Raw genomic sequence first — 25,595 nt, forward strand, 5'->3', positions numbered from 1 at the left:
CTGATTCCAGCGGAGATATGAAGCTGTGGGGGGAAGTCGGTGGCGCCCGGAAGTCAGTGGCGGGCGTACGGCGCCCAGCCGTCGGTGCCCTTGAGGTAGTTCGCGACCGTGTAGGTCCTCGCGTCGGCGGCACCGAGCTGTGGCCGGTCGGCGCTCGGGGCCGCGCCCGGCCCGGAGTTGCGGTACTCGGCGAACCGCGCGTCCTTCCACGAGAAACCGCTCATGTCGGTCCACGGCGAGGACTTCACGGCGGCCGGCAGCTCGGTGTCGCGGATCAACACCTGGGCCACGGCGGCGGGTTCACCGCCCGGGTGCCACGGCCGCCCCAGGTGGAAGGACTGGTCCGGCGCGTCGCTCACGATCTTCGACCGGGTGATCAGGAACCCGTACGGGTTGCCCGTCCAGGTCGAAGCGGCCGTGATGTAGCCGTTGTTGGAGTCCGAGCCCCGGCTCAGCGCCCGGATCACGGACCGCTCGATCACCGTCGTCGCCCGGCCGTAGACGAAGTCGACATCGCCCTCGATGTACGAGTCGCGGATATAGACCCGGCTGATCACGTCCAGCTTGGGGCTGTCGGTCATCAGGGTGTCCTGGTTGCCCAGGAAGGCGGTGTCCTCGAAGACGATCCGGTCACCGGTCGTCTTCATCGCGAGGGCCTGCTCGCCCTTCAGCTCGACCGCGGCCTCGTCGAAGTCGTTGCTGAAGGTGAGGTGGCGGGCGGTGACGTCGTTCGCGGCGATCCGGACCGTCGCACTGCCCGTCGAACCGCCGTACTCGGCGGGGGTGTCGTAGACGATGACGGTGTCGGACCGGTCGTGTCCAGTCCCCTGGAGCACAATCCTGGGCTTGGTCGCCGGGATGTACACCTTGGCACGGTAGGTACCCGGTGCGACGGCGATCGTCACCGGCACGGCGTTGCCGTCGGGCACGGCGTCCACCGCGGCCTGCACGGTCGGGTAGTCACCGGGGACGTGCAGGGTCACCCCGATCCGCTGCTGCGGTCCGGAGAACCTCGACACCAGCGAGGGCACGGCTGCGGCCGGGTCCAGCCGGTAGTCGTAGAAGGACCGCGGGTCGAATGCCGTACCCCACGCGTCCGTTCGCCCGGTCGTGTTCCTCAGGATCGACCCGCGCTGCACCAACTCGGCGGTGGCGTCGGCCTGGTAGGGATGCTGGACACCGTCGTAGTAGCTGTTCTCGATGACCATCTTCGTCCTGCCGCGCGCCCAGTTCCCGTACGTCCACACCGGGTCACCGTCGGCGACCTGCGAGGACAGGTAGTTGTTGTACAGGTGGGCGTAGGCGAGGTTGTCCGCCGAGGGGTTGCGCTGCTTGGTGCCGCGGAACCAGTTGTGGTCGATCGTCATCTCGGTGAGGACATTGGTGGTCCAGCCGATCCCGAACGCCTTGTTGTGGTTCGTGAACTGGTTGTAGGAGACGGTGATGTACCGGCTGTCCTTGCGGATGTCGAGCAGCCCGTCGCCCATGTGCGTGAAGCGGTTGTGGTCGATCCAGACATGGTCGACGGTGTCCATCTGGATCGCGTCGAAGTCGGTCGTCTTGCCGTCCCAGTCGCCCTCGACATACGAGTCACGGATCGTCAGGTTGCGGATGATCACGTTGTGCGTGCCGGGGTTGAGATGAAGCTCGCCGTGGACGATCTCGCCGGTGTCACCGACGCCGATGATCGTCTTGTTCGAGGCCACGACGATGTCCGAGCCGAAGGGCTCGACGGCTATCGCGCCCGAGACCCGTATGACGTACGGCTCCTCGGCCGCCGCGTACGTGGCCAGCGCTGCTTGGTCGGTGACGGTGACGACCTTGCCGCCGGCCCCTCCGGTGGTACCGCCGGCGAGTGAGGCGAAGCCGTGGGCCCGGTCGCTCCAGCGGTCGACCGGGGTCTTCTCGGCAGCCTTGGCCTGCCCGATCGCCCCGAGGCTCAGCGCGGCCACCAGGCCGAGGACAGCGGCCAGGACCGTGCCGTATCCCGGTCTCTGCAAGCGCTTGCTATGAAGGTGCTGCGTCATTGCGGCTCCCAACAGGCTTACGGGTTCGGTGCGTTACAGGGGGTCGATCCTGAAGTGCGAGAAGGTTGCCGCCCCGGCGTGTCCTCCTCCGGCGGGCGCGAGGGCGAACAGTCCGAGCAGGGCTCCGACCCAGCGCCAGGGGGTGGCGGCGAAGACGGGGCCGCTGGGGCGCAGGCCGTCGCCGACGTCATGGAAGAACCGGCAGCGGGCCCCGGCGCCGATCTCGATCCGCAACCGTGCCCGTCCGGTGGGCGCCGGCCGCGGATGGTCGGCGTCCCGCTCCTGCTCGGCGACGCCCTCGGCGAACCGGTGCACGAGATGGACGCTCCCGTCGGCCCCGCGCTGGAGCCCGATCCAGCTGAAGGCATCGCCCAGGACGGCGAGTCCGGCGCGGGCCCCCGGCTCCTCGCTGTGCAGGTGCAGGTCCACCTCGACCGCCGATGGCGTGCCGGGCAGCCGCTGAGTGAGGACGTTCGGCAGTTTGCGCAGGTCGTGCGCGTCGGCCGAACGGACACAGGTGAGCCGTAGCCCGTCGCCCGAGTGGTGGGTGGCCCAGCCGGGCTGCGGGTTCGCGGTCCACTGCCACTGGCGGCCGAAGCGTCCGCCGGGGAAGTCGTCGTCGGTGGCGGGCGCCGCGTCCGGCTGCGGCGGCAGGTCGGGCTTGACGTGTACGCCGACGGGGGCGCCGTCGTCGCCGAGCACCGGCCAGCCGTCGTTGCCCCAGCGCATCGGCTGGAGATGGACGACCCTGCCGTAGGCGCCCTTCTGCTGGAAGTGCAGGAACCAGTCCTGGCCTGATGGGGTGCGCACCCAGCCGCCCTGGTGCGGCCCGTTGACGTCGGTGTCCCGCTGCTCCAGGATGATCTTCTCCTCGTACGGGCCGAAGAACCCGCGCGAGCGGAAGGCACCCTGCCAGCCGGTCTCCACTCCCCCGGCGGGGGCGAGGATCCAGAACCAGCCGTCGTGCCGGTAGAGCTTGGGGCCTTCGAGGGTGAACCAGCCGGGGATCCGGTCGCCGTCGACGATTACCTTGCCCTCGTCGAGGAGTTCACGGCCGTCCAGGTCCATGCGGTGGCCGGTGAGGCGGTTCTTCACCCCCGAACGGGACTTGGCCCAGGCGTGCACCAGGTAGGCCTCGCCGGTCTCCTCGTCCCACAGGGGGCAGGGGTCGATCAGGCCCTTGCCCGACTTGACGAGGTGCGGACGGGTCCAAGGGCCCCTGATCCCGGGGGCGTTGATCTGGAAGATGCCCTGGTCGGGGTCGCCCCAGAAGATCCAGAACCGTTCGTCGTGGTAGCGGAGGGAGGGCGCCCAGACCCCGCAGTCGTGCCGGGGCTTGGTGAACTCACCCGCCGGTTCCAGGCGTTCGAGGGCGTGCCCGATCAGGGTCCAGTTGACGAGGTCGCGGGAGTGCAGCAGCGGCAGGCCGGGGACCCGGCCGAAGCTGGAGGCGGTGAGGTAGAAGTCGTCGCCGACGCGGAGCACGTCCGGGTCTGACCAGTCGGCGTTCAGGATCGGATTCGTGTACGTCACCGGCGGGTTCGGGCTCGGGTGGGTCACTGGCTGACCGCCTTCCGTACCAGGGCCGCCGCCTCGAGCCGGGGCAGGCGTCCGTCGGCCACGACGGTGACGATCCGCCGTACGACGGTCTCGCCGGGCGGGATCGGCAGCCTTGCGTCGTACGCCAGCGAGGAGCCGACCCCCGGATACTCGTCGGCGCGCACGAACCAGGGGTCGCGGCGGGTCTGTTCGGTGGCCCCGGCGAAGACGAGCGTCCAGGTGGCGCCGGTGAGGGCGACCCAGTCGGCGCGGGTGCCGTGGATCGCGTCCTCGCCCTCGCGGTCGACGGTGAAGACGTCCGGCGCGTCCTGTTCCTTCCGGGCCCGCCAGAAGAACCCGCCGTAGGCCGCGCCCGGGCGGCCGTTGGTCGCGGGGCTGCCGATCGACAGGGGGTCCGAGGTGACGTTGGTGAGCGAGAAGGTGAAGTCCAACGCCCAGGCTGCGCCGGTCAGTTCGGTGGCGGCGACGGTACGGCGCTCGCGCAGCAGCTCGGTTCCGGCGGCGACCCAGCGCAGCTCCTCCACGAAGCCGTCGGGGTCGCGGAGCTGGAAGGAGTTGTGGCGCTGGGCGCCGTGGTTGTCGAGCTCGGTCGGGCCCTGGTCGCGGACGTAGGTGCGCCCGCCCCAGAAGTTGTGCCCCTCGACGTCGGGAACGGCGACACCGACGCCGAGGTGGTGGATGTGGTCGGCGGGGCTGAGTTCGGTGACCGCCGTGCCGGCCAGGGTGGTGACGGGGTGCAGGTAGGGGCGCGGGGAGAGCCGGGCGGGCAGCTCGGGCCGGGTGACGTAGCGGCCGACCGGGCGGCCCGCGACACGCAGGACCGGGGAATCGGGGGTCGTCATGTGCTCACCTCGTTCGCGACGTGTGGCCGGGCCCAGTCGGCGCCCAGCTCGGAGTAGAGGGCGAGGCTGTCGGCGGCGGCCGCGACGAGTCCGTCGATGCCGGGGACGACACGGCGTTCCTCGTCGGGGAGGCGGTGCCAGGCCGTGGCCGGGAGCGGGGTCGGGTCCGGGGCCGTCCGGATCGCCTCGACGACCTTCATGAAGGCGCCCGTCACCTCCGGCACGACGAGCAGGTCATCGCCGTCGGTGACGTGGTCGACCAGGTTCTCCAGCAGGTCGGTGCGGCCGTACTCGTACTCCTCGGGGCCGTGACCGGCCCGCTGGAGCAGCACGCGGTCCTGCTTGTACCAGTAGGTGATCCGGCCGCGGTCGCCGTGCACGACGACGTACGGCTCGTCGGGGTCCTCGGCGCACAGGGTGGCGGCGACGGTCACCTGGAGGCCGTTCGCGGTGGTGACGCGGACGCAGGAGGTGTCGTCGGACTCGATGTCGTTGGCGCGCAGCAGCTCGGTCTCGATACGGGTGACGTCCTCGGCGCGGGTGGTGCCGTTCAGGGCGAGCGCGGTGGCGACGGCGTGTGCGAGGGGGTTGGTCAGCACGCCGTCGATCACGTCGACGCCGTTCATCCGCCGCTTGCCCGCCCAGGGCGCACGCCGGTAGTACGCCTCGGCGCGTGCCCAGGCACCGGCCCCGCCGATCCCGGTCACCGCGCCGATCGCGCCCTCCCGGACCAGCTCACGGATCGCGGGCACGGCGTGCGAGCCCAGCGACTGGAAGCCGATCTGGCAGGCGACCCCGGCCGCGGCGACCCCGTCGGCCATGCGGCGGAACTCGGCGTACGACGGGGCGGGGGGCTTCTCCAGCAGGATGTGCACGCCCCGCCGGGCCGCCACGAGCGCCAGGTCCGTGTGGGTCGGGATCGGGGTGCAGATCACCGCGATCCGTGCGCCGGTGGAGTCGAGGAGCGCGCCGAAGTCGCCGGACTGCTCGGGCGTGCCCAGCCCTTCGGGGATCTCGTCGCCGGTCAGCGGGGTCAGCTCGCAGATCCCCGCCAGTCGTACGATCCCCTTGTCCTGCAGCCGGCGGATGTTCTCCAGGTGCCAGCGGCCGTGGCCGCGCGCGCCCGCCAGGACGATGTCTACGGTGCTCATGGGATCCTCCCTGCGCCCGCGCCGCGGGCCACCGCTCGGTCGGCCGCCTCGGCGCTGTCGATCTTTGTGTGCAGGGTAGGCGTCCAGCCGACGTCCGCCGTGAGGTCACGCTCGCTGCCCGAGTTGTAGGCGTTGTGGATCGCGAGCAGGTCCACCGGATAGCCGTTGAAGAGGGTGCCGGTCTGGTGCAGCGCGCTGCCGTTCCAGCTCTTGACCAGATCGGCCGCCTCGATGTGGCCCGGGGTGTGGAAGGCGTTGTTCTCGGCGTAGATCGCGGACTCGGTGGAGACGCCGAGGGAGTAGCGGTAGTCGTCGCCCGGTACGACGTACCGGTTGTTGTAGAGGTGCACCTGTCCGAAGCGGACACGGGGCACGCGCTGCACGACGGACTCGAACTGGTTGTGGTGCAGGGTGACCCGGAGCTTGCCGCGGTCGCCGGTGGCCGTGTCGCTGTTGCCGATGAGCATCGCCTTGTCGTGGTCGGCGAACCGGCTCCAGGAGACGGTGACCAGGTCGGAGCCGTTGGTGATGTCCAGCAGGCCGTCGTGGCGGAGGTAGTTGCGGGCGAAGTAGGTGGGCTCGGCGGCGTCGGGGTGGCCCTTGTCGCTCAAGGTCACGTGGTCGACCCACACATGCGTGGAGCCGGTCAGCCAGATGGTGTCGTACGCCGTCTTCCAGTCGCCGAGGCCGCCGGTGTTGGGCTGCCAGACGGGGAAGCAGTCGTAGGCGTCGCGGAGGTCGAGGTTGCGGATGATGACGTTGGCGGCGTTCCTGACCTGGAGGCTGCCGCCTTTGAGGACCGCTTTGTCGCCAAGTCCGACGATCGTGGTGTTGGACCCGACGAGCAGCTCGACCCGCTCGGCCTGCTTCTTCGCGGACGCCTGGCGGGCCTCCTCCTGCGGGCCGCTGGGCTTGGCGGCGCCCCAGGTGCGGGGGTCGTAGGCGGCGAGGTACTTCTTCAGGCCGTAGCCGTCGGTGGCGTAGTCGGCGCAGTCCAGGTGGTCGCCGTCGTCGTCGGTGTTGGCGTCGACGGTCCCGGCGATCCTGATGATCTTCGGAGTGGCGCTGCCGCCGTCGAGAGCGCGGACCAGTCCGGCCCGGTCGGTGACGGTGTAGACGTGTGCCGCGTCGGCGGCGGAGCCTCCGGTGGTGCCTTCTCCCGCGGAAGCCCAGCCGTCGTTCGCGGGCAGGGTGTCCCGGCTGATGTCGCGGGACTCGGCGTGGGCGGGGAGGCAGAGGAGCCCCACCATGACGCCCGCGAGCGCTATCTGACGGAGCCTCACCGTGCCACCGCCTCCGCGTCGAGTCCGGAACCCTGCGGCTTCCGGGCGGCGCGGGCCCGGCAGCTGCCCCCGCGCGCGGGCACCTCGGGACGACGACCGCCGTCACGCACCGCCGCACGGCAACTCGCCCCCACGTCGAGTCCGGCACCCCGCGACGTCCGGGCGCCCCGGGCCCCGCCCATGCCCCCGCGCGCGGGCAGCTCGGGACGACGACCGCCGTCACGCATCACCGCACGGCAACCGACGATCGCCCCCACCGGAGCACCCGCGGCCCGGCCGGCGACCACGGGGACACCGCCGCCGTCAGCCGCCGCACCGCCGGCCGAACCCACGAAGACCAGCCGCCCGGCCACGAGCCGCGCACCACGCAGCCCGGCACCGACCACCGAAGCCCACCGGAGGCTCACCTCGCCCTGGCCCTCGCCGCTTCGCTGAACCCGGTTGACACGGCAACCTCCGGCTGCCGCACCGACCCCGGCACAGGTCGGCACCGGGCCGACGCACATCCCGCTGATCCGACGGAGTCTCATCCCTTCACCGCCCCCGCGCTGAAGCCCGTGATCAGCCACTTCTGGATGAAGGCGAACACGATCACGACGGGGACGGCGGCGATGATGCCGCCGGCGGCCAGCGCGCCGAGGTCGACGCTGTCCGCGCTCATCAGGGTGTTGAGGCCGACCGGGATCGTCTGCTTGTCCTGGTTGTTGAGGAACATCAGGGCGAACAGGAAGTGGTTCCAGGAGTGCACGAAGGCGAAGGAACCGACGGCGATCAGGCCGGGCCGGAGGAGGGGCAGGACGACGATCCTGAAGGCCGTCATCCTGTTGCAGCCGTCGACCCAGGCCGCCTCCTCCAGGGAGTACGGCACGTTCTTGATGAAGTTGCTGATCAGGATCATCGACAGCGGCAGCTGGAACACCGTCTCGGCGATGATGACACTGCCCAGCGAGTTGATCATCTTCAGCTCGGCGAAGATCTCGAACAGCGGTACCAGGAGCAGCGCACCCGGCACGAACTGCGAGCACAGCAGGGCCAGCATGAACGCGTTCTTGACCTTGAAGTCGAACCGGGCGAGGGCGTATCCGCCGGCCAGGGCGACCAGTGTCGTCATCACCAGGGTGGCGAGGCCGACGTACACGCTGTTCTCGAAGTAGGTCCCGAAGGCCCGCTCCGTCCACACCTTCTTGAAGTGGTCGAAGGTGATCGGCCAGGGCACGAGCGAGGTCGAGCCGGCCGGGCGCAGCGCGAAGAGCAGGATCCAGTAGAAGGGGATGAGTGTGAAGACGAGGTAGATCGACAGCGGTGTGTAGATCTGCCAGCGCGGGACCTCGTCCCAGGACCGGCGGTGCTTGACCGAGCGCGGCGGTTCGAGTGTCTCGCGCACGGGCGCGGGTGCGACCTCCGTGGCCTCCTTGGTGATCACTTGGAACCGCCTCCGAACTTGCTCAGCCGCAGATAGACCATCGAGCAGAAGAGCAGGATCACGAACGCGACCGTGGTCAGGGCGGACGCGTAGCCGAAGTTGTGGGCGTCGACGCTGGTGTTGGCGATGTAGAGCGGGAGGGTGGTGGTCTCGCCCGCCGGTCCGCCACCGGTCAACGTGTAGAGCAGGTCGACGTTGTTGAACTCCCACACCGCGCGCAGCAGCGTGGACAGGATGATCGCGTCCTTCAGGTGCGGCAGCGTGATGTGCCAGAACTGCTTGAAGCGGCTGGCCCCGTCGACCTCGGCGGCCTCGTACAGGTCCTTCGAGACGGACTGGAGGTCGGCGAGGATGAGGATCGCGAAGAAGGGCACACCGCGCCACAGGTCGGCGACGACCGCCGCCGAGAAGACGGTGGAGGTGTCCGACAGCCAGCTGGTGCCGTAGGAGCCGATGCCCATGTCGGCGAGGTAACGGGTGATGCCCGTCTGGGAGTTGTAGAGCAGCACCCAGATCGCGGAGGTCAGCACACCGGAGACGGCCCACGGTGAGAAGACCATCGCGCGCCCCAGCCCCCGGCCCACGAAGCTCTGGTTGACGATCAGCGCGAGGGCCAGGCCGAACAGCAGCTGGAGTCCGACCTCGACGAAGACCCACTTCGCGCTGAAGGTCAGCGTGTCCCAGAACTGCGGGTCCTTGGTGAAGATCTGGACGAAGTTGTCGAAGCCCGCGTACCCGTTGCGCCAGGGCTTGGTGGGGTTGTAGTTCTGCAGGCTGTAGTAGAAGACGCTGATGACCGGGTAGGCGATGAAGCCCAGCATCAGCAGGGCCGCCGGCGCGATCAGCAGGTACGGCAACCTGCGTGGCGTGGCGGAGACGCGGCGCCGCCGGGGTGGCGCCGGCGGTTTCGCCACGGCTGCGGCTTGGGCCATGACTGTTCTCCGTTCTCAGTACGTCGGACGTGCGACGTGCGTTCGTGGTGCGGGAAGCGCTTTCTCTCTGCACATGGCTGTGCCAGTTCGTGCTGTGCTGTGCTGTGCCAGTTCGTGCTGTGTGATGGTGCCGCCCGCGCAAGCGGGTCGTGGTTCAGCTCGCGTACGGGTCGGCGACCTTGCCCGGGCGGGCGAGGAACTCGAAGTCGCAGCCGGTGTCGGCCTGGGTGATCTGTTCGTTGTAGAGCGCGCCGTAGCCGCGCTCGTAACGCGCGGGCGGCGGTGTCCACTCCGACCGTCGGCGCTCCAACTCCTCGTCGTCCACGTTGAGTTGGAGAGCGCGTGCCTCGACGTCGAGGGTGATGCTGTCCCCGGTGCGCACGAGGCCGAGCGGTCCGCCGACGTACGACTCGGGCGCCACGTGCAGCACACACGCGCCGTAACTCGTCCCGCTCATCCGGGCGTCGGAGATCCGGACCATGTCCCGCACGCCCTGCTTGAGCAGATGGTCCGGGATGGGCAGCATCCCGTACTCGGGCATGCCCGGGCCGCCCTTGGGTCCGGCGTTGCGCAGCACCAGCACGCTGTCGGCGGTGATGTTCAGCGCCGGGTCGTTGATGGTGCGTTGCATGGTCCGGTAGTCGTCGAAGACGACCGCGGTGCCGGTGTGCTTGAGCAGGTGCCGCTCGGCGGAGATGTGCTTGATGACGGCGCCGTCCGGGCAGAGGTTGCCGCGCAGGACGGCGACCCCGCCCTCGTCGGCGACCGGGTTCTCGCGGGTACGGATGACATCGTCGTTGTGGACGACGGCCCCCGCGATCTGCTCGCCCAGGGTGCCGTTGACGGTCGGCCGGTCCAGGTGGAGCAGGTCGGTGATCCGCGAGAGGAAGGCGGGCAGACCGCCGGCGAAGTAGAAGTCCTCCATGAGGTACGTCTGTCCGCCGGGCCGGACGTTCGCCAGCACCGGCACGGTGCGCGCGATGCGGTCGAAGTCGTCCAGGGTGAGCTTGATGCCCGCCCGGCCGGCCATGGCGATCAGATGGATGACCGCGTTGGTGGAGCCGCCGAGCCCGAGCACCGTGGTGACGGCGTCCTCGAAGGCCTCGCGGGTGAGGATCTCGGACGGCCTGAGACCGGTCCAGGCGAGTTCCACGGCGCGCCGCCCGGAGGCCGCGGCCATCCGCTCGTGCGCGGAGTCGACGGCCGGGATCGAGGACGCACCCGGCAGGGTCATGCCAAGGGTTTCCGCCGCCGCGGTCATCGTGGACGCGGTCCCCATGGTCATGCAGTGCCCGGGAGAGCGCGCCAACCCGCCCTGCAGTTCCCGCAGTTCGCAGTCCGTCAGGTTGCCCGCGCGGTGCTCGTCCCAGTACTTCCACATGTCGGTGCCGGACCCGAGGGTCTCGCCCCGCCAGTGCCCCGGCAGCATCGGCCCCGCGGGCACGAAGATCGAGGTGACGTCGGCCGAGGTCGCGCCCATGAGCAGCGCAGGGGTCGACTTGTCGCAGCCGCCGAGCAGCACCGCCGCGTCGATCGGATACGACCGCAGCAGTTCCTCGGTCTCCATCGCGAGGAGGTTGCGGTAAAGCATCGGGGTGGGCTTCTGGTACGTCTCCGAGAGGGTGGAGACCGGGAATTCGAGCGGGAAGCCCCCGGCCTGCCACACTCCCCGCTTGACCGCCTCGGCGCGCTCGCGCAGATGGACATGGCAGGGGTTGATGTCCGACCAGGTGTTGAGGACGGCGATCACCGGGCGGCCCTGATACTCCTCGGCCTCGTAACCGAGCTGGCGCATCCGGGCGTTGTGCGACCAGGTCCGCAGCTGGCCCTCGCTGCCGTACCACTGGTGGCTTCTGAGCTCTTCGGGACGCTTCCTGTCGGTCATATCGACCACCCCGCGGCTATCGCGGCGACCTCGGCGCGCTCGGCCTCGGGCAGCTCGCGGCTCGGCGGGCGCACGTCGCGGCGGCACAGGCCGAGGGAGGCGAGGGCCTCCTTGACGACGGTGACGTTGTTGGCGGAGCCGTTCGCCGCGCGGAGTTCCTCGAAGCGGCGGATCTGCTCCCAGACCTTCATGGCGGCCGGGTAGTCACCGGATCGGAGCGCCTCGATCATGTTGAGCGAGACGGTGGGGGCGACGTTCACCAGCCCCGAGGTGAAGCCGGTGGCGCCCGCCGAGAAGTAGGAGGGCGCGTAGGGCTCGGCGAGCCCGGCGATCCACACGAAGCGTTCGAGTCCCGCGTCCCGTGCGAAGGCGCCGAACCTGGCCGCGTCCGGGACGGCGTACTTCACGCCGATCACGTTCGGGCAGGCGTCGGCGAGTTCGGCCAGGCGGTCGCCGCTGAGCTGGGCGTTGCGGATGTACGGAACGACGCCCAGCTCCGGGACGGCCGAGGCGATCGCGCGGTGGTAGTCGACCCAGCCGCCCTGCGAGACGTAGGGGTGGACGGGCTGGTGGACCATGACCATCCCGGCGCCGAGCTCGCGGGCATGGCGGGCGGAGGCCACGGCGGTCGGGACGTCGTGACCGACGCCGACGAGGATGTTCGCCCCGTCCCCGGCCTCCTCGACGGTCAACTCGGTGACCAGACGGCGCTCCTCGGGGGTGAGGGCGTAGAACTCGCCGGTGTTCCCGTTGGGTGTGAGGGTGGTGATCCCTCCGTCGAGCAGCCGACGCAGCAGGGCCCGGTGGGTGTCCTGGTCGACGCTGCCGTCCTCGGCGAACGGGGTCACCGGGATCGCCACCACGTCGGCCAGGGCCGTCCGCCGGGTCTCGAACGTCTCGCTGCTCATTCCTGACCTTCCTCGTCCAGCACTCCGGGGAACGCTCGTTCCACGAAGGACGCGATGTGGGCGTGCAGGGCGCGGGCCGCTCCGTCCGCGTCGCCCTCCAGGGCGAGCCGCAGGATCTCCCGGTGCTCGCCCGCCTCCCGTTCCCAGGAGGGCGAGGCCGCCCAGGCGACGGCGGAGACGAGGGCGGCCTGGTCGCGCACCTCGTCGAGCATCCGGCCGAGCAGCGGGTTGCCGCAGGGCAGGTAGAGGGAGCGGTGGAACTCCCGGTTGGCGAGGGAGCGTTCGGCGGTGTCGGTGGCGTCGTCGGCCCGGGTCAGCGCGTCCCGTGCCGCGTCGAGGGAGGCCCCGCGCCGTACGGCCCGCTTCAGCGCCTCGGGTTCGAGGAGCAGCCGGACGTCGTAGACCTCGCGCGCCATGTCCGCGTCCACCATGCGCACCGTGACGCCCTTGTACTGGCTCATCACGACGAGCCCGGTCCCGGCCAGGGTCTTGAGCGCCTCGCGCACCGGGGTCTTGGACACCCCGAACTGTGCGGCGAGTTCGGTCTCCACCAGGGCCTGACCAGGCGTCAGACGCCCGGTGAGGATGCGGCGTTTGATCTCCTCCAGCACGTACTGCGTGCGGGAGGGGATCGGCGTGGGCACAGAGGTCATGCGCGCCTCTCGGATCTCGCGTATCGGATCTTGCGTATCTGATCTCGCGTATCGCGTCTCATATATGACGTACGAAGTACGACGCGTTGAAGGTAGGGAGGGGCGCCATGTTTCGTCAATGCTTCTGGCAAGGAAAGTTGAAGTTGCGGTGAAGAGGAGGGTCAGACGAGCCGGGTGGCGCCCTCGAAGGCCGTACTGGTGCGCCCGGCGAAGGCGACGGCCGCGCGTGCGGTGGCCGCCTCCCTGGTGAGCGTGGGTCCGACGTGGGTGACGATCAGTTCGCGCACCCCGGCCTTGCGGGCGATGCCGCCGGCGTCCTCGGGCGTCAGGTGGACCTGTTCGCCTTCGTGATGCCGGTCGATGTCCGCCTCGCACAGGAACACGTCCGATTCCGCGGCGAGCTCGACGAGGGCGGCGCAGGGCCCGCTGTCCCCGGAGTACGCGAGGACGCGTCCGGCGCACTCGGCGCGCAGCCCGTACGCCTCGGCGTCGTGAGCGACGGCCCGGGAGACAAGCCGGAGGTTCCAGTGCCTGACCTCATGGCCGTCGTACAGGGGATGAAAGTCGAGGATGCCGTCCAGGAAGCGCACGTCCGACCGCCCGAAGAACCCGGCGAGCCGGTGGGCGCAGCCGGGTGGCGCGTAGACCGGGATCGGGGCGGGCGGGGTGAGTCCGCCGTACGCGAAGGCGTACACGGCGGACAGCAGATCCGCGCTGTGATCGGCGTGCAGGTGGGAGATCCAGATCGCCGTCAGCCGGGAGGGATCCGTGTGCCGCTGCAACTCCGCGAAGGTGCCGGGCCCGGCGTCCACCCACACCTCGGCGCCCCCGCCGCGCAGCAGATAGCCGGAGCAGGGGCGGCCCGGCGCCGGGTGCGGGGAGGCGGTGCCGAGGACGGTGAGGCTGAGGGGCGGCATGGTGGGGAGCGTACGGTCCGGGCCTGCCGCCCGCCGCCGGTTTCCGTTCCTCTACGGCGGGGTCGTACCGGTGTCTACACGGCGGCCGGGCAGGGTGCGTCGGACAGGGCCCGTGTCGGAGGCGGCGAGAAGGGGACGCCGACGGGGGCGCCTCCGCGACGTCGTCCCCGAGAGCCGGTCCCTGTCACGGCGTCCACGACAGCCGGGTCCCTGTTACGGCGTCCAGCCCGGGTCCCGCCCGCTGAGCCCGATCGCCCGGTCCAGCAGCGGCGCGTCCTGGGGTACCGGGACGACCGGGCCGAAGATCTCCCCGCGCGAGGGGTCGTCGACCGCCGCGAGGAGGAAGTCGTACGTCACCCGGAGCGCGGCGGGGTCCGGCTCGTAGGTCTGGCCGGTGGCGCGGGCCAGGTCCCAGCCGTGGACGACCAGTTCGTCGATCGCGACGGCGGCGGCGACTTCGCCGGGCAGGTCCACGCCGCCGGCGCGGGTCATACCGGTCCAGGCGGCCGGGTCGCGCCAGGCCTCGGCGAGTTCGTCGAGGACCTTGGGGAGCTCCTCGCGCCAGCCGGGGCCGATGTCCGGGACGGAGTCGGTCGGCGGGGTGTCGGTCGTGGCGCCGAGGTCCTTGCGGGCGGCGTCACGGAAGGCCGCGGCGAGGCCGAGCAGATGGCCCAGCAGATTGTGCACCGCGAGGTCGGGACACGGTGTCGGGCCCGCGAGCCGCTCGTCGGTCACGGCGTCCGCCAGCCCGGCGATGATCCGGGTCTGGGGCTCGAAGTCGATGATCGTGCCGGTCATGCGTCACTCCTCAGGGTGCCCGGGGCGCTGTTCCCGGGCACGACTCCCGGGCACGGTGCCCGGGGCCGTGCAGGGTGGACCGCCCGCATCCCGAAAACTCATCGGTGCGGCCGCGGCAGATACGTCCGTGCAGGTCAGCACGTTGTTTCCGGCCCGGCGAGGGGCTTGGGCAACAACCTCGGCGGCCTGAGGATCGAGCTTGTTCGGACCCCTGCCGGGGTCCAGGCGTGCCGGCGACACCCGCACCGCCACGGCCGCTGATCCGACTCATCCCGACCAAGGAGCTCATCAGTGCTGACCTGGTTCAGTGGGCGCCCATTCCAACGGGTGCCGATACGGACACTGCTCATCGCCGTGCTGGTCGCCGCCGTGGCCGCCACGGTCCTCGACGCGAGGGCACCGGCTCTCAAGGCCGCCTCACCCAAGATCTCGGTCACTCAGGTCTGCGACAACACGGTCAACGCCTTCGAGGCCGGGTTCGAGCGGACGTCCCGCCCCGTGACGACAGGGCCGGCCGCCGTGCAGGACGCTTCCTACACGGTCAAGCCCCGGGAGGCGAAGATCGTCGCCTCCAAGAAGAAGGAAGCCCTCGCCGACTGCACGAGCAAGATGCACAAGGCGGAGACGGCGGGCTGGTCCTATCTCTCCGCACGGGCGGTCGAGATCGGCGTCGACGCGGTGATCACCATCCTCGCCTCCACCCTGATCTGCTCGCTCACCGGTCCGGGGGTCGGGTGCAAGTGGGGCGTGCGCTTCGCCTCGTTCACCGGCGGATTCGTCGGCGCCCTGGCCTTCCAGTACCTGACCGACGGCTACATCAACTGGAAGAGCGTCGGGGCCGCCTTCTTCGACGCCACGATCTCCATGCTGACCTTCTCCGGCCTCGACAAGCTGGACGAGAAATACGTCGGCCAGGGTGTCAGGGCCACGCTCAAGGATCTCGGCAACGTCCTCAAGACGGTGGGCAACCGCATCGGCAGCGCCGGACCGGCCATGGTCGGCAGCATCCAGAACGCCGCGGACTACGTCATCACCCACACCACCGCATGGGCCTTCCCCGTCTCGTACACCGGCGGCGGCTCCGTCGAGCCGGTCATCGCCGAGAAGCGCGGCCAGCCGATCGCCGACGGCCTGCAGTTCCGCATCCCCTCCCACTCCACCGGCTCCGACGTGCACGACAACCTGTGGTCGGGCAACTGGAACTCGCCGTACTACACCTGGGACGTCGCCGAGACGCCGCACACCAACCGGGACGGCGCGGTCGGCTACCTGATCGGCCAGGGCAACTCCTGCCTCGGCTACACCTCCGCGGGCAAGGTGGTGCTGAAGTCCTGCAACTACGGCGACTCCACCCAATGGTGGTTCATGGACGGCGACGAGCTGATGTCCAACAGCGGCAAGTGCGTCGACGAGGTCGAGAACGCGTCCGAGCGCCTTCTGGTGAGCTGTGACGGGCTGAACTACCGGGCCGACCCGAACACCAAGGACGACCAGTTCATCGTGACCCCGCCCGGCGGCACCTTCATCCCGGACACCGTCGGCAACTGGAAGAGCCACCTCTCCTACTACGAGCACGCGTGACCGGATCCCGGCGCCGAGCGCGCTGAGACACGGGGCCCGGGCCGGTGACCGACGTCACCGGCCCGGGCATTGTTCCGGTACCGGTCACTCCGCGATAGTTCGGGCAACAGGTGGTTTGTTGCTTTCCGGGGAGTTTCGATTGGGCCGTCCCGAGCGCCCGGTGGACCCTGACGCCGGTCCGGTCCAGAGGCTCGCGTATGACCTGCGTCAGCTGCGCCGGGAGGCCGGCAACCCCGCGTACCGGGAGATGTCCCGGCGCACCGGCGTCTCGGTGACCACGCTGTCGAGGGCCGCGGCCGGCGAGCGGCTCCCCTCGACGGCGGTCGCACGGGCCTACGCGCAGGCCTGCGACGCCGACCCGGACGTGTGGGAACTGCGCTGGAAGACCGCCGCCGAGGAGGCCGCCGACGAGCACACGGCGGCCCATTCCCACGAGGACGACACGACGTCGCCGTACCGGGGTCTTGCGCGGTTCGAGCCGGGCGACCGTGAGCTGTTCTTCGGCCGCGACCGCCCCGTGGCCGATCTGCTGGGCCTGGTGCGGGAGCATCGTTTCGCCGCGGTGTTCGGGGCCTCCGGCAGCGGCAAGTCCTCGCTGCTGCGCGCCGGGCTGATCCCGGCCGCCCAGGAGGCCGCACAGGGCCTGGGACGCCCGGCTGCCCTGCGGATCGTCACCCCCGGCGAGCGGCCGGCGGTCACGTACGGCCGGCTGCTGGCGCCCGGGGACGGTGAGCCGGACAGCTGGCTGATCGTCGACCAGTTCGAGGAGGTCTTCACCCTCTGCCGGGACCGGGCCGAGCGCACCCGCTTCATCGACCTGCTGCTCACGGCCAGGGACCCGCACTCCCGGCTACGCACCATGATCGCGATGCGCGCCGACTTCTACGGGCAGTGCGCCGAGCACCCGGAACTTGCTGACGCCCTGCGCCACTGCGGCCTGCTGCTGGGGCCGATGAGCCCGGCGGAGCTGCGTGCGGCCGTCACCGGTCCGGCCGGCGCGGCGGGCCTCGTGGTCGAACGCGAGCTGACCTCGCGTCTCGTCGAGGAGGTCGTCGACCAGCCCGGCGCGCTGCCCATGCTCTCGCACGCCCTGCTGGAGACCTGGCGCCGGCGGCGCGGCCGCATCCTCACCCTCGCCGCGTACGAGGCGGCGGGCGGTGTCCACGGCGCGATCGCGGCCACCGCGGAACAGGCGTACGGCACGCTGACGCCCGCCCAGGAGGTCACCGCGCGCCGGCTGCTGCTGCGGCTGATCGCCCCGGGCGAGGGCACGGCGGACACCCGCCGTTCGGCCGGCCGCGCGGAGCTGGACGAGTGGTCCGACCCCGAACTCCCGGTGGTCGTGGAGCGGCTGGCCGCCGCCCGGCTGCTGACCCTCGACGGCGACACCGTGGAACTCGCCCACGAGGCGCTCATCAGCTGCTGGCCGCGGCTCAGCGGCTGGATCGACGAGGACCGCGTCCGGCTGTCGGAGCACCGCAGGCTGAGGGAGGCCGCGCTCGCCTGGGCGGAGCTGGGCCACGACCAGGGAGCCCTGTACCGGGGGGTGCGTCTGGAGCGAGCCGCTGAGCTGTTCGCCCCGGGCGAGCGGTCGCCGGGCGAGGTGCACGAGCACCTCACCTCGACCGAGCGCGCGTTCCTGACCGCCGCCCTCGGCGCACGCGACGCGGAGCGGCAGGCCGTCGCCCGCATCAGGCGGCGGACCCGGCGCCTGGCCGCCACGCTCTCCGGCCTGCTCGCCGTGGCGCTGGTGATCGGCCTGGTCGCCTGGCAGCAGCACGGCACCGAGGTCCGGGACGACGAGGAGACCGCTGCCCGACGGGTCGCCGCGGTCTCCGAGACCATGCGGACCACGGACCCGCGGACCTCGATGCTGCTGAGCCTGGCCGCCTGGCGGATCGCGCCCCTGCCGGAGACACGCGCGGCCCTTCTGGACGCCGTGGCCCAGCCCGAGCGGGACGCCTTCACCGATCCCGCGCAGAGTGACACGTTCTCCCGCTTCCTCGTCGGCTCCGGCCGTGTGCTGCTGAGCGTCGACGGCCGTTCCTGGCGCACCTGGAGCACCGTCACCCACCGGGCCATCGCCTCCGGGCGGCTGCCGGCGGGAACCTCGGGAGCGTCGGCTGCCGGCCGCGACGGGCGGCTCCTCGAGCTCGACGGCGACTGGGGCGAGCGGCTGTGGGACCTCTCCTCGGGCCGCTGGGCCGGCCCGGCGCCGGTCTCGGGGCAGAACATCGTCTCCTTCGGCGGTGACACCCGGAGCTATCTGGTGAGCGCCATCGAACAGCCGCGGCAGCAACTGCGTGCCGTCTCGGACGGTCGGCTGCTGTTCGAGGCCCGGGCGGACAGCGAGACGAACGTGGCGGCCACGGCGGACGGCCGGCTGGTGGCGGTCTGCCCGGTCAGCGGTCCCATCCGGGTCCACGACATCGCCTCGCACCGCGACCTGGCGGGTGACTGGTCGAGCGCGGGCGCGAAGACCTGCGGCGACGACGACTCCCGCGTGGAGTTCGACCCCCGCGGCCACCTGCTCGCCGTGGTCTCCGAGACGGACGTCCACGTCTGGGACACGGCCTCGGGGCATCAGGTCGCGGACATCGCCTACCCGGACGCCGCGTCCGTGTCCTTCAGCGAGGACGGCGGTTTCCTGGCCGCCTCCGGCCCCGCCGAACTCGCCGTATGGCGGCTCTCCGCGCCCGATGCTCCCGTCTTCCGCCACTCCCTCAACAACCAGCGGCTGTACGGCGCCATCGCCTGGGACCCCGACCGGCCCGAGTTGCGGTACCTCGAAGGGGGCACGGTGCACACGCTCGCCGTGGGGCCGACGACCACCTCCGCGTGGCGTGACACCCCGCTGAGCGCCGTGCGGCTGAGCCCGGACGGCCGTACGCTCGCCACCGCCGAGGAGTCCGACAGCGGCTACACGTTCCGGCTACGGGACACGGGCGACGGCCGCCTGCTGCGTACGCTGCCCGCCGCCCCGCTCCCCGCCGTCGGCGACGGAGCCGGGCAGACGGCGGCGTCGGACACCGTGCCGCCGCCGTTGATGGCCTTCAGCCCGGACGGCACGGCCTTCGCGTACGGCGCCTCGGCGCGGTCGCTTGCCCTGTGGGACCTCGCGCGTGGTCACGTCCGCACGACGCCGGCCCTGGCACCGTCGTCGGCCGCCGCGGCGGCGGAGTCGATCGCCCTCGGCCCCGGCGGACGGTCGCTGGTGACCGTCCGCGACGCGTCCACCGGCTACGTCGGCGAGACCTGGAACACCACGACCGGCCGCAGGACCGCCGTGCTCGGCGACATGAACCCCACCGCGCTGGCCATGCGGCCGGACGGTCGCCTGCTCGTCGCCGGCGACCGCCTCACCACCCTGCCCTCCGGTGCCGGTACGGGGCGGGCAGTGGGCCTGGGAGAGGAGACCGAGGCGGTGGCCTTCAGCGCGGACGGCTCCCGGGCCGCGGTCGGCGACGCGTCGGGGCGCGTCGCCCTGTGGGACGGCAGCCTCACCCACCGGCTCGGCGTCCTGCCCAGCGTCTTCCCCGTCCCCCCGGCGAACGGCTCCCCGGAGGCCGTCGACGCCCTGGCCTTCAGCCCGGACGGCGGCACCCTCGCCGTCGCCGGCGACTCCGGCTCGCTCCAGCTGTGGGACACCAGCGACCAGCAGCCCCTCGGCAGCGGCCTGACCACCCCCGGCGAGGGCATCGTCTCCCTCGCCTTCACCCCCCGCGGCGGCACGCTCTACGCCACCAGCCCGCACGCCCCCCTCCAGCGCTACCCCGTCACCTCCTCCCACGCGGCCACCGCGATCTGCGCCGGCACCGCCGCGACGCTCTCGCGTGCCCAGTGGCACACCTACATCCAGGACGCCCCTTACCGAGACGTGTGCCCGGCGGGGGGCTGATCCGCGAGGACATCCAGGGCATCTGCCCGATCCCCGCCCCAGGGCCTTAGATCCACGATGTCCAGGCATGACGAGAACACCCAGGACACCCCGGACACCCCGGACACCCCGGACACCCCGGACATGGCCCGTGCTGCGCGTCGTGCGCGACCGCGACGCGGGGTTCTTCCTCGCCGCGGTCGTGGTCTCCGGCTTCGGCACCTCGGCGTTGTGGCTGGTGTCGGGCGTGTGGGTCAAGGACCTCACCGGCTCGGACGGACTGGCCGCGCTGTGCATGCTCGCGATGTGGGCGCCGACCGTGGCGGGCCCGCTGCTGGGCGCGCTCGCCGACCGTGTCCCGCGCAAACCCCTGCTGATCGGCGCGAACCTGCTGCCGGCGGCCCTCCTGCCGGTGCTCTTCACCGTCGACTCCCCGGACCGCGTCCCGCTCGTCCTCACGGTCCTCTTCCTGTACGGCGTGGCAGGCGTCGTCCATGACGCGGCGGAGTCGGCCCTGGTCGCGGGCGCCGTCGCGCCGTCGCTGCTCGGGGACTTCAACGGTCTGCGGACGGCGGTCACGGAGGGCATGAAGCTGGTGGCCCCCCTCGCGGGCGCGGGCCTCTACGCGCTCTACGGCGGTCCGGGCGTGGCCCTCCTCGACGCGATCACCTTCGTGCTCGCCGCGGTGCTGTACGCCGGGCTGCGGGTCCGCGAGGGCCGGCCGGATCCCCTCGCACCGCCGACGGGCGCTGGCGGCGGGGACCAGCCGTCCGGGCGAACGGCGACCACGGCGACCACGGCGACCACGGCGACCACGGCGACCACGGCGAAGGTACCCGGGCGACGCCCGACCAACTCCAGCCGCCCCACGCCGTTCAAGCGCACGGCACCCGGACTCAGGCGGGCCACCACCGACCGCCGCACGCTGTTCAGGCGGGCATCGGCGGCGGCGCACGCGTCCGCCCGCACGCGGGCCACCGAGACCGCACCGCAGCCGTCCCGGCGCCTTTCACCCGACAGCCGTCCGAGGCCGCCCAGGCGCACTCCCGTCGGCGCCGGAGCCCGCCACATAGGGGCCCACCCCATACTCCGCCCCCTGGTCCTGGCCGGCGGCACCACCATGCTCTGCGCCGGGTTCAACGGCGCGCTGGTCTACGCCGTGATCGACGGACTCGGCCACTCCCCCGCGTACGCCGGTGCGCTGTACGCCGTCCAGGGCGCCGGTTCCGTGGCGGTGGGGCTGGTCTCCGGGCCCGCGCTGCGGCGGCTGGGCGAGCGCCGGTTCGCCGCGTACGGCATCGCCCTGACCGCCGTCGCCGCCGGCCTGCGGGCGGTCCCGTCCGACCCGCTGGCCCTGGCGTGCGGCGCGGCCATCGGCGCGGGTCTCCCCTGTGTGCTGATCGCCGCGCTCACCGCCGTACAGCGCGAGACCCCGGACGCGCTCCTGGGCCGTGCCGTCGCCACGGCCCACACGCTGGTGTACACCCCGAACGTGCTCGGCCTCGCGGCCGGCGCGGCCCTGGTCGAACTGGTCGACCAGCGGCCGCTGTCGGCCATCCTGGGCGTGGTGTGGCTCGCCACAGCCGTACCGCTGTTTCAGAGGCCGGCCAGTGCCTCACGGATCGCGTCCAGGTCGCCGTCCGACGCCAATCCCGCGTGATACAGCCGGATCTCTGTCGCGCCCAGCTCCCGTGCACGCGCCACGTCCGCCGCGAGCGTGCCCGGGCTGCCGCCCATCTGCGAGACGACGGGGAAGTTGGCGGCGATCACCGCGTCCGCGCGGGCCCGGGCGAACGGCGTGAGCAGGTCCGGTCCGCCCGCGCAGGGCACGACGACACCGTCCGCGACGGACAGGATGTGCTCGGGGTCGACACCCGGGTTGGCGCCGACGTGGTACGTCACGGGGTCGGCGTGCAGCAGGATCTGGAAGCCCTCGGGAGCGGCCGCGCGGACCGCGCGGACCGCCGACTCCTGGAGCGTACGGGCGGTTTCGTCACGCCACGCGCGCGTGGCCACCGCCGTACCGGCGCCGAGCAGCTTCTCGACCCCGGCCCAGCCCCCGTCGTCCGGCGCGCCCCGCCACAGCGGCTCCAGGGCGGCCCGTACGGCGGCGGCCAGCGAGTCGGCGTCCAGCCCGTGCTCGCCGTACCCCTCGCGGCACGTCCCGCAGAAACAGAGCGCCATGAGGTACATCCCGGCGTCGCCGAGCGGCACCCCGCCGGTCTTGTCGTGGGCGTGCAGGTGCTGGAGGCCGTACCAGCCGAGGGACTCCAGTTCGGTGCCGGCCGCGCCCGGGCGCAGCGCCGCCTCGACGGCGAGGTCGACGAGGTACGCGCGCGTGGCGGGCTGTGCGATGCACGGTGCCCACGGGTAGCGGTCGCCGTAGGCGTTGACGACGGACGTGCTCGGGTGCTCGGCGCCCAGGCGGGAGTTGTGCGCGAGGACGACCCAGGTGTGCACCTCAAGACCGGCCCGGACGAGCTCCGACAGAGCGTCTCCGAAGGCGTCGCCCGGGGCCCAGTCGCCGGCCGCGTACGGACGCAGTTCGCGCCCTTCCCAGCGTGCGTCCGTCGGGTACAGCACGGACGCGTGCTCGGCGGTGACGATGCGGTGGCGCGGGTGGCGGGGGGTCAGGGCGCGCGTGGAGTGGTAGGCGGCGGCGAGGGTCGCCTGCTGTACGCCGAGCCCGGCGATCCGGTCCGCGGCCCCCGGGTCCCCGTTGACGTCCCAGGGGTAGACGAACGTCGACGCCTTCACTGTGCCTCCTCCAGGAGCGCGTACCCGCGCTCGATGATCGCCGCGAGCTGCTTCACATGATCCTCGCCCGGCTCGTGCAGCGGCGGGCGGACCTCACCCACGTCGAGGCCCCGCATCCGGACCCCGGCCTTCACAAGGGAGACCGCGTATCCGCGGCCACGCGCGCGTAGTTCGACGAAGGGGCGGTAGAAGCCGTCGAGGAGACGGTCGGCGGTGGCCCGGTCACCGTCGATGAGGGCGCGGTGGAACGCGAGGGCGATCTCGGGGGCGAAGCAGAAGACGGCGGACGAGTACAGGGGGACGCCGATGGCCTGGTAGGCGAGCTGGGTCTGCTCGGCGGTCGGCAGTCCGTTGAAGTAGAGGAAGTCGCCGGGCACCTCGGTGCGCACCGCGCTGACGATCCGCTGCATCAGGTCCAGGTCGCCGAGGCCGTCCTTGAGGCCGATGATCCCCTCGGTGCGGGCCAGTCCGACCACGGTCTCCGGGGTGAAGACGGCGTTGTCGCGCTGGTAGACGATCACCGGGAGCGCGGTGGCGGCGGTCACCTCGCGGTAGTGCCGCAGCAGCCCCTCCTGCCCGGCGACGACGAGGTACGGCGGCATGGCGAGCAGCCCGTCGGCCCCGGCCGCCTCGGCGAGCCGTGCGTACCGTACGGCGAGTGCGGTGCCGTATCCGGCGCCCGCCACCACCGGCACCCGCCCCGCCGTCTCCTCGACGGCCGCGCGGACGCACGCCTCGAACTCCTCGGGCGTGAGCGCGTGGAACTCCCCGGTGCCACAGCACGCGAACACGGCCGCGGCCCCCGCCTCGACGCCCTGGCGCACATGCGCGCGGTATGTGTCGAGGTCGACCGAGCCGTCGGCGCCGTACGCCGTGACCGGGAAGAACAGCGGCCCGCTGGGGATGCCGAGTCGATGGACGAGGTCGGCAGACGTCACAGGCTCTCCCTAGAACGAGTGGACGAGAAGAAACGGGCGTGCGGGATTCTGATCGAAGTTTATATTTATGAACAGGGGTCGCGCCACCCTTGACGGAGTAGCGCAATGATCCTTAGCTTGTCCACGAATGTGAATACCGTGCACTCATACGGCCGTCGCCCCAAGGAGACCCGAGGATGCCCGCTCCCCGTACCGTTCTGCTCACCGGTGCCGCCGGCGGGCTCGGCACCCTGATGCGGGATCTCCTCCCGGCCTACGGCTACGACCTGCGTCTGCTCGATCTGCGGCCCATCGAGGGCGAGCCGGACGCGGTCGTCGCCGACCTCGCCGACAAGGACGCGGTGCGCGAAGCCGTACGGGGTGTCGACGCGATCATCCACCTCGCGGGCATCTCCCTGGAAGCCCCTTTCGAGAAGATCCTCAAGGCGAACATCGAGGGCACGTACCACCTGTACGAGGCCGCGCACGCCGAGGGCGTGGGACGGATCGTCTTCGCCTCCTCCAACCACGCCGTCGGCTACACCCCGCGCCCCCAGGGCGCCGACCCGCTCATCCCGATCGACACCCCGCGCCGCCCGGACACCTTCTACGGCCTGTCCAAGTCCTTCGGTGAGGACCTCGCGCAGTTCTACTGGGACAAGCACGGCCTGGAGACCGTCTCCGTGCGCATCGGCTCCTGCTTCCCCGAGCCGACCAGCGTGCGCATGCTCTCGCTGTGGATGAGCCCGGCCGACGGCGCCCGCCTCTTCCACGCGGCCCTGACCGCCGAGCAGGTCGGCCACAGCGTGGTCTACGGCTCCTCCGCCAACACCCGCCTGTGGTGGGACCTCACCACCGCGCGGGCGCTCGGCTACGACCCGCAGGACGACTCCGAGCCCTACGCCGAGAAGCTGATCGCCGAACAGGGCGAGCTCCAGGACGGCAACGAGGCCCACGCCTACCTGGGCGGCCAGTTCGTGACGGACCCACCGATCTGGCCGTACTGAAATCCCGGCGTCATGGCGGGCGGGCACCGAACGGGCCCGCCCGCAGCCACATCCGGGCACGGGCGACAGCCGCTGATTGTCGCGCGAAGCGCACAATCAGGGGCGCGGGGAACTGCGCGACCAGCCACAACAGACCCGCAGCCGCCACCCAACCGCACGACCCGAGCCGGTAGGCCCACCCCGCCCGAACGGGCACACGCGGTCACTATCACCCCCGCAACAGACCTGGTCACCACACCCCACCCGCTGTAGAAATTCCCCCAGAGCCCGAACGGGCAGACAGCACAGCAGCAAGGCGGGTGAGCCCATGACGAACACCGCAGAAGACCGCCAGCGGCACATCGTGCGCACCGCCCGCGCCACCGGCTCGGTCGACGTCAACGCGCTCGCCGCCGCACTCGGCGTGGCCAAGGAAACCGTGCGCCGAGACCTCCGCGCCCTGGAGGAACACGGCCTGGTCCGCCGTACGCACGGCGGCGCCTACCCCGTGGAGAGCGCCGGGTTCGAGACCACACTCGCCTTCCGGGCCACCAGCCATGTGCCCGAGAAGCGCCGGGTCGCGGCCGCCGCGGCCGAGCTGCTCGGGGACGCCGAGACCGTCTTCGTCGACGAGGGCTTCACCCCGCAGCTCATCGCCGAAGCCCTGCCCCGGGACCGACCGCTGACCGTGGTCACCGCGTCCCTTCCGGTCGCCGGCGCCCTCGCCGAGGCCGAGAACACCTCCGTCCTGCTGCTCGGCGGCCGGGTCCGCCCCGGCACCCTGGCGACCGTCGACCACTGGACGACCAAGATGCTGGCCGGCTTCGTCCTCGACCTGGCCTTCATCGGCGCCAACGGCATCTCCCGCGAACACGGCCTCACCACCCCCGACCCCGCGGTCAGCGAGGTCAAGGCCCAGGCGATCAGGGCCGCCCGCCGCACGGTGTTCGCCGGCGTGCACACCAAGTTCGGCGCGGTCAGCTTCTGCCGCTTCGCGGAGATCGGCGCGCTGGAGGCGATCGTGACGAGCACACTGCTGCCCTCGTCCGAGGCTCATCGGTACTCACTGCTGGGACCACAGGTCATCCGGGTCTGACG

The 25,595-nt window shown here is 71.5% G+C and carries 20 protein-coding genes; 5 read left to right on the forward strand and 15 right to left on the reverse strand.

Going from position 1 to position 25,595, the window contains the following annotated elements; all coding sequences use genetic code 11:
* Nucleotides 1–53 precede the first annotated feature (53 nt).
* The 13 genes from ACIBJB_RS31180 to ACIBJB_RS31240 all read right to left on the reverse strand — a co-directional run bounded on the left by ACIBJB_RS31180 (nucleotide 54) and on the right by ACIBJB_RS31240 (nucleotide 14,379).
* Nucleotides 54–2,027 carry a pectinesterase family protein gene (locus tag ACIBJB_RS31180; RefSeq protein ID WP_398935416.1) on the reverse strand — a complete coding sequence of 658 codons (1,974 nt, stop codon included), beginning with the start codon at nucleotides 2,025–2,027 and terminating at the stop codon, nucleotides 54–56.
* A 33-nt stretch (nucleotides 2,028–2,060) separates the two neighbouring features.
* Entirely contained in the window at nucleotides 2,061–3,560 is a 1,500-nt protein-coding gene (locus tag ACIBJB_RS31185) for a family 43 glycosylhydrolase (protein WP_398935725.1), read from the reverse strand.
* 23 nt (nucleotides 3,561–3,583) lie between these two features.
* Nucleotides 3,584–4,429 carry a PmoA family protein gene (locus tag ACIBJB_RS31190; protein WP_398935419.1) on the reverse strand — a complete coding sequence of 282 codons (846 nt, stop codon included), beginning with the start codon at nucleotides 4,427–4,429 and terminating at the stop codon, nucleotides 3,584–3,586.
* Nucleotides 4,426–5,580: a Gfo/Idh/MocA family protein gene (locus tag ACIBJB_RS31195; protein ID WP_398935422.1), complete on the reverse strand. Its 1,155-nt coding sequence runs from the start codon at nucleotides 5,578–5,580 to the stop codon at nucleotides 4,426–4,428. Before ACIBJB_RS31195 ends, ACIBJB_RS31190 begins: the two co-directional genes overlap by 4 nt.
* On the reverse strand, nucleotides 5,577–6,830 hold the full coding sequence (locus ACIBJB_RS31200; protein WP_398935727.1) for a polysaccharide lyase family 1 protein: 1,254 nt from the start codon (nucleotides 6,828–6,830) through the stop codon (nucleotides 5,577–5,579). The genes ACIBJB_RS31195 and ACIBJB_RS31200 overlap by 4 nt, the downstream gene beginning before the upstream one ends.
* A gap of 29 nt (nucleotides 6,831–6,859) precedes the next feature.
* The gene (locus tag ACIBJB_RS31205) at nucleotides 6,860–7,270 is read right to left on the reverse strand and encodes a hypothetical protein (RefSeq protein ID WP_398935424.1); all 411 of its coding nucleotides are present in this window, start codon (nucleotides 7,268–7,270) and stop codon (nucleotides 6,860–6,862) included.
* A gap of 119 nt (nucleotides 7,271–7,389) precedes the next feature.
* On the reverse strand, nucleotides 7,390–8,286 hold the full coding sequence (locus tag ACIBJB_RS31210; protein WP_398935426.1) for a carbohydrate ABC transporter permease: 897 nt from the start codon (nucleotides 8,284–8,286) through the stop codon (nucleotides 7,390–7,392).
* Nucleotides 8,283–9,218: a carbohydrate ABC transporter permease gene (locus ACIBJB_RS31215; protein WP_398935428.1), complete on the reverse strand. Its 936-nt coding sequence runs from the start codon at nucleotides 9,216–9,218 to the stop codon at nucleotides 8,283–8,285. The genes ACIBJB_RS31210 and ACIBJB_RS31215 overlap by 4 nt, the downstream gene beginning before the upstream one ends.
* Before the next feature lie 154 nt (nucleotides 9,219–9,372).
* A complete protein-coding gene (gene araD / locus ACIBJB_RS31220) occupies nucleotides 9,373–11,103 on the reverse strand; it encodes an L-arabinonate dehydratase (protein WP_398935430.1) in 1,731 nt (576 codons plus the stop codon).
* Nucleotides 11,100–12,011, reverse strand: coding sequence for a dihydrodipicolinate synthase family protein (locus ACIBJB_RS31225; RefSeq protein ID WP_398935432.1), 912 nt, complete (start codon nucleotides 12,009–12,011; stop codon nucleotides 11,100–11,102). Before ACIBJB_RS31225 ends, araD begins: the two co-directional genes overlap by 4 nt.
* Complete coding sequence (locus ACIBJB_RS31230) at nucleotides 12,008–12,664, reverse strand: GntR family transcriptional regulator (protein WP_057618286.1); 657 nt, start codon at nucleotides 12,662–12,664, stop codon at nucleotides 12,008–12,010. The genes ACIBJB_RS31225 and ACIBJB_RS31230 overlap by 4 nt, the downstream gene beginning before the upstream one ends.
* Nucleotides 12,665–12,825: 161 nt before the next feature.
* On the reverse strand, nucleotides 12,826–13,581 hold the full coding sequence (locus ACIBJB_RS31235) for an MBL fold metallo-hydrolase (protein ID WP_398935434.1): 756 nt from the start codon (nucleotides 13,579–13,581) through the stop codon (nucleotides 12,826–12,828).
* Between the two features lie 213 nt (nucleotides 13,582–13,794).
* Entirely contained in the window at nucleotides 13,795–14,379 is a 585-nt protein-coding gene (locus ACIBJB_RS31240) for a TIGR03086 family metal-binding protein (RefSeq protein WP_398935436.1), read from the reverse strand.
* Nucleotides 14,380–14,706: 327 nt separating this feature from the next.
* On the opposite strand from ACIBJB_RS31240, the gene ACIBJB_RS31245 reads away from it, so the two are divergent.
* The 3 genes from ACIBJB_RS31245 to ACIBJB_RS31255 all read left to right on the forward strand — a co-directional run bounded on the left by ACIBJB_RS31245 (nucleotide 14,707) and on the right by ACIBJB_RS31255 (nucleotide 21,497).
* The gene (locus ACIBJB_RS31245; RefSeq protein WP_398935438.1) at nucleotides 14,707–15,960 is read left to right on the forward strand and encodes a hypothetical protein; all 1,254 of its coding nucleotides are present in this window, start codon (nucleotides 14,707–14,709) and stop codon (nucleotides 15,958–15,960) included.
* A 160-nt stretch (nucleotides 15,961–16,120) separates the two neighbouring features.
* Entirely contained in the window at nucleotides 16,121–19,858 is a 3,738-nt protein-coding gene (locus ACIBJB_RS31250) for a helix-turn-helix domain-containing protein (RefSeq protein WP_398935440.1), read from the forward strand.
* A 130-nt stretch (nucleotides 19,859–19,988) separates the two neighbouring features.
* Nucleotides 19,989–21,497 carry an MFS transporter gene (locus ACIBJB_RS31255; RefSeq protein WP_398935442.1) on the forward strand — a complete coding sequence of 503 codons (1,509 nt, stop codon included), beginning with the start codon at nucleotides 19,989–19,991 and terminating at the stop codon, nucleotides 21,495–21,497.
* Here the strand turns inward: ACIBJB_RS31255 and ACIBJB_RS31260 are convergent.
* Together ACIBJB_RS31260 and ACIBJB_RS31265 are read right to left on the reverse strand one after the other, a co-directional pair.
* Entirely contained in the window at nucleotides 21,434–22,594 is a 1,161-nt protein-coding gene (locus ACIBJB_RS31260) for a hypothetical protein (protein ID WP_398935444.1), read from the reverse strand. The two genes, ACIBJB_RS31255 and ACIBJB_RS31260, sit on opposite strands and share 64 nt — an antisense overlap.
* The gene (locus ACIBJB_RS31265; RefSeq protein WP_398935446.1) at nucleotides 22,591–23,532 is read right to left on the reverse strand and encodes a 5-dehydro-4-deoxyglucarate dehydratase; all 942 of its coding nucleotides are present in this window, start codon (nucleotides 23,530–23,532) and stop codon (nucleotides 22,591–22,593) included. Before ACIBJB_RS31265 ends, ACIBJB_RS31260 begins: the two co-directional genes overlap by 4 nt.
* A 176-nt stretch (nucleotides 23,533–23,708) precedes the next feature.
* Here ACIBJB_RS31265 and ACIBJB_RS31270 point away from each other — a divergent pair, with 176 nt between their 5' ends.
* Both ACIBJB_RS31270 and ACIBJB_RS31275 read left to right on the forward strand, forming a co-directional pair.
* Complete coding sequence (locus ACIBJB_RS31270) at nucleotides 23,709–24,518, forward strand: NAD-dependent epimerase/dehydratase family protein (RefSeq protein WP_398935448.1); 810 nt, start codon at nucleotides 23,709–23,711, stop codon at nucleotides 24,516–24,518.
* A 307-nt stretch (nucleotides 24,519–24,825) separates the two neighbouring features.
* The gene (locus ACIBJB_RS31275; RefSeq protein WP_398935450.1) at nucleotides 24,826–25,593 is read left to right on the forward strand and encodes a DeoR/GlpR family DNA-binding transcription regulator; all 768 of its coding nucleotides are present in this window, start codon (nucleotides 24,826–24,828) and stop codon (nucleotides 25,591–25,593) included.
* Nucleotides 25,594–25,595 lie beyond the last annotated feature (2 nt).

It is taken from the genome of Streptomyces sp. NPDC050759, assembly GCF_044456945.1.
Lineage (GTDB): Bacteria > Actinomycetota > Actinomycetes > Streptomycetales > Streptomycetaceae > Streptomyces.

Coding starts and splice junctions, on each gene's coding strand:
- ACIBJB_RS31180 (WP_398935416.1), bottom strand. CDS start 2,027: ATGACGCAGCACCTTCATAGCAAGCGCTTGCAGAGACCGGGATACGGC.
- ACIBJB_RS31190 (WP_398935419.1), bottom strand. CDS start 4,429: ATGACGACCCCCGATTCCCCGGTCCTGCGTGTCGCGGGCCGCCCGGTC.
- ACIBJB_RS31195 (WP_398935422.1), bottom strand. CDS start 5,580: ATGAGCACCGTAGACATCGTCCTGGCGGGCGCGCGCGGCCACGGCCGC.
- ACIBJB_RS31200 (WP_398935727.1), bottom strand. CDS start 6,830: ATGGTGGGGCTCCTCTGCCTCCCCGCCCACGCCGAGTCCCGCGACATC.
- ACIBJB_RS31215 (WP_398935428.1), bottom strand. CDS start 9,218: ATGGCCCAAGCCGCAGCCGTGGCGAAACCGCCGGCGCCACCCCGGCGG.
- araD (WP_398935430.1), bottom strand. CDS start 11,103: ATGACCGACAGGAAGCGTCCCGAAGAGCTCAGAAGCCACCAGTGGTAC.
- ACIBJB_RS31225 (WP_398935432.1), bottom strand. CDS start 12,011: ATGAGCAGCGAGACGTTCGAGACCCGGCGGACGGCCCTGGCCGACGTG.
- ACIBJB_RS31230 (WP_057618286.1), bottom strand. CDS start 12,664: ATGACCTCTGTGCCCACGCCGATCCCCTCCCGCACGCAGTACGTGCTG.
- ACIBJB_RS31235 (WP_398935434.1), bottom strand. CDS start 13,581: ATGCCGCCCCTCAGCCTCACCGTCCTCGGCACCGCCTCCCCGCACCCG.
- ACIBJB_RS31240 (WP_398935436.1), bottom strand. CDS start 14,379: ATGACCGGCACGATCATCGACTTCGAGCCCCAGACCCGGATCATCGCC.
- ACIBJB_RS31270 (WP_398935448.1), top strand. CDS start 23,709: ATGCCCGCTCCCCGTACCGTTCTGCTCACCGGTGCCGCCGGCGGGCTC.
- ACIBJB_RS31275 (WP_398935450.1), top strand. CDS start 24,826: ATGACGAACACCGCAGAAGACCGCCAGCGGCACATCGTGCGCACCGCC.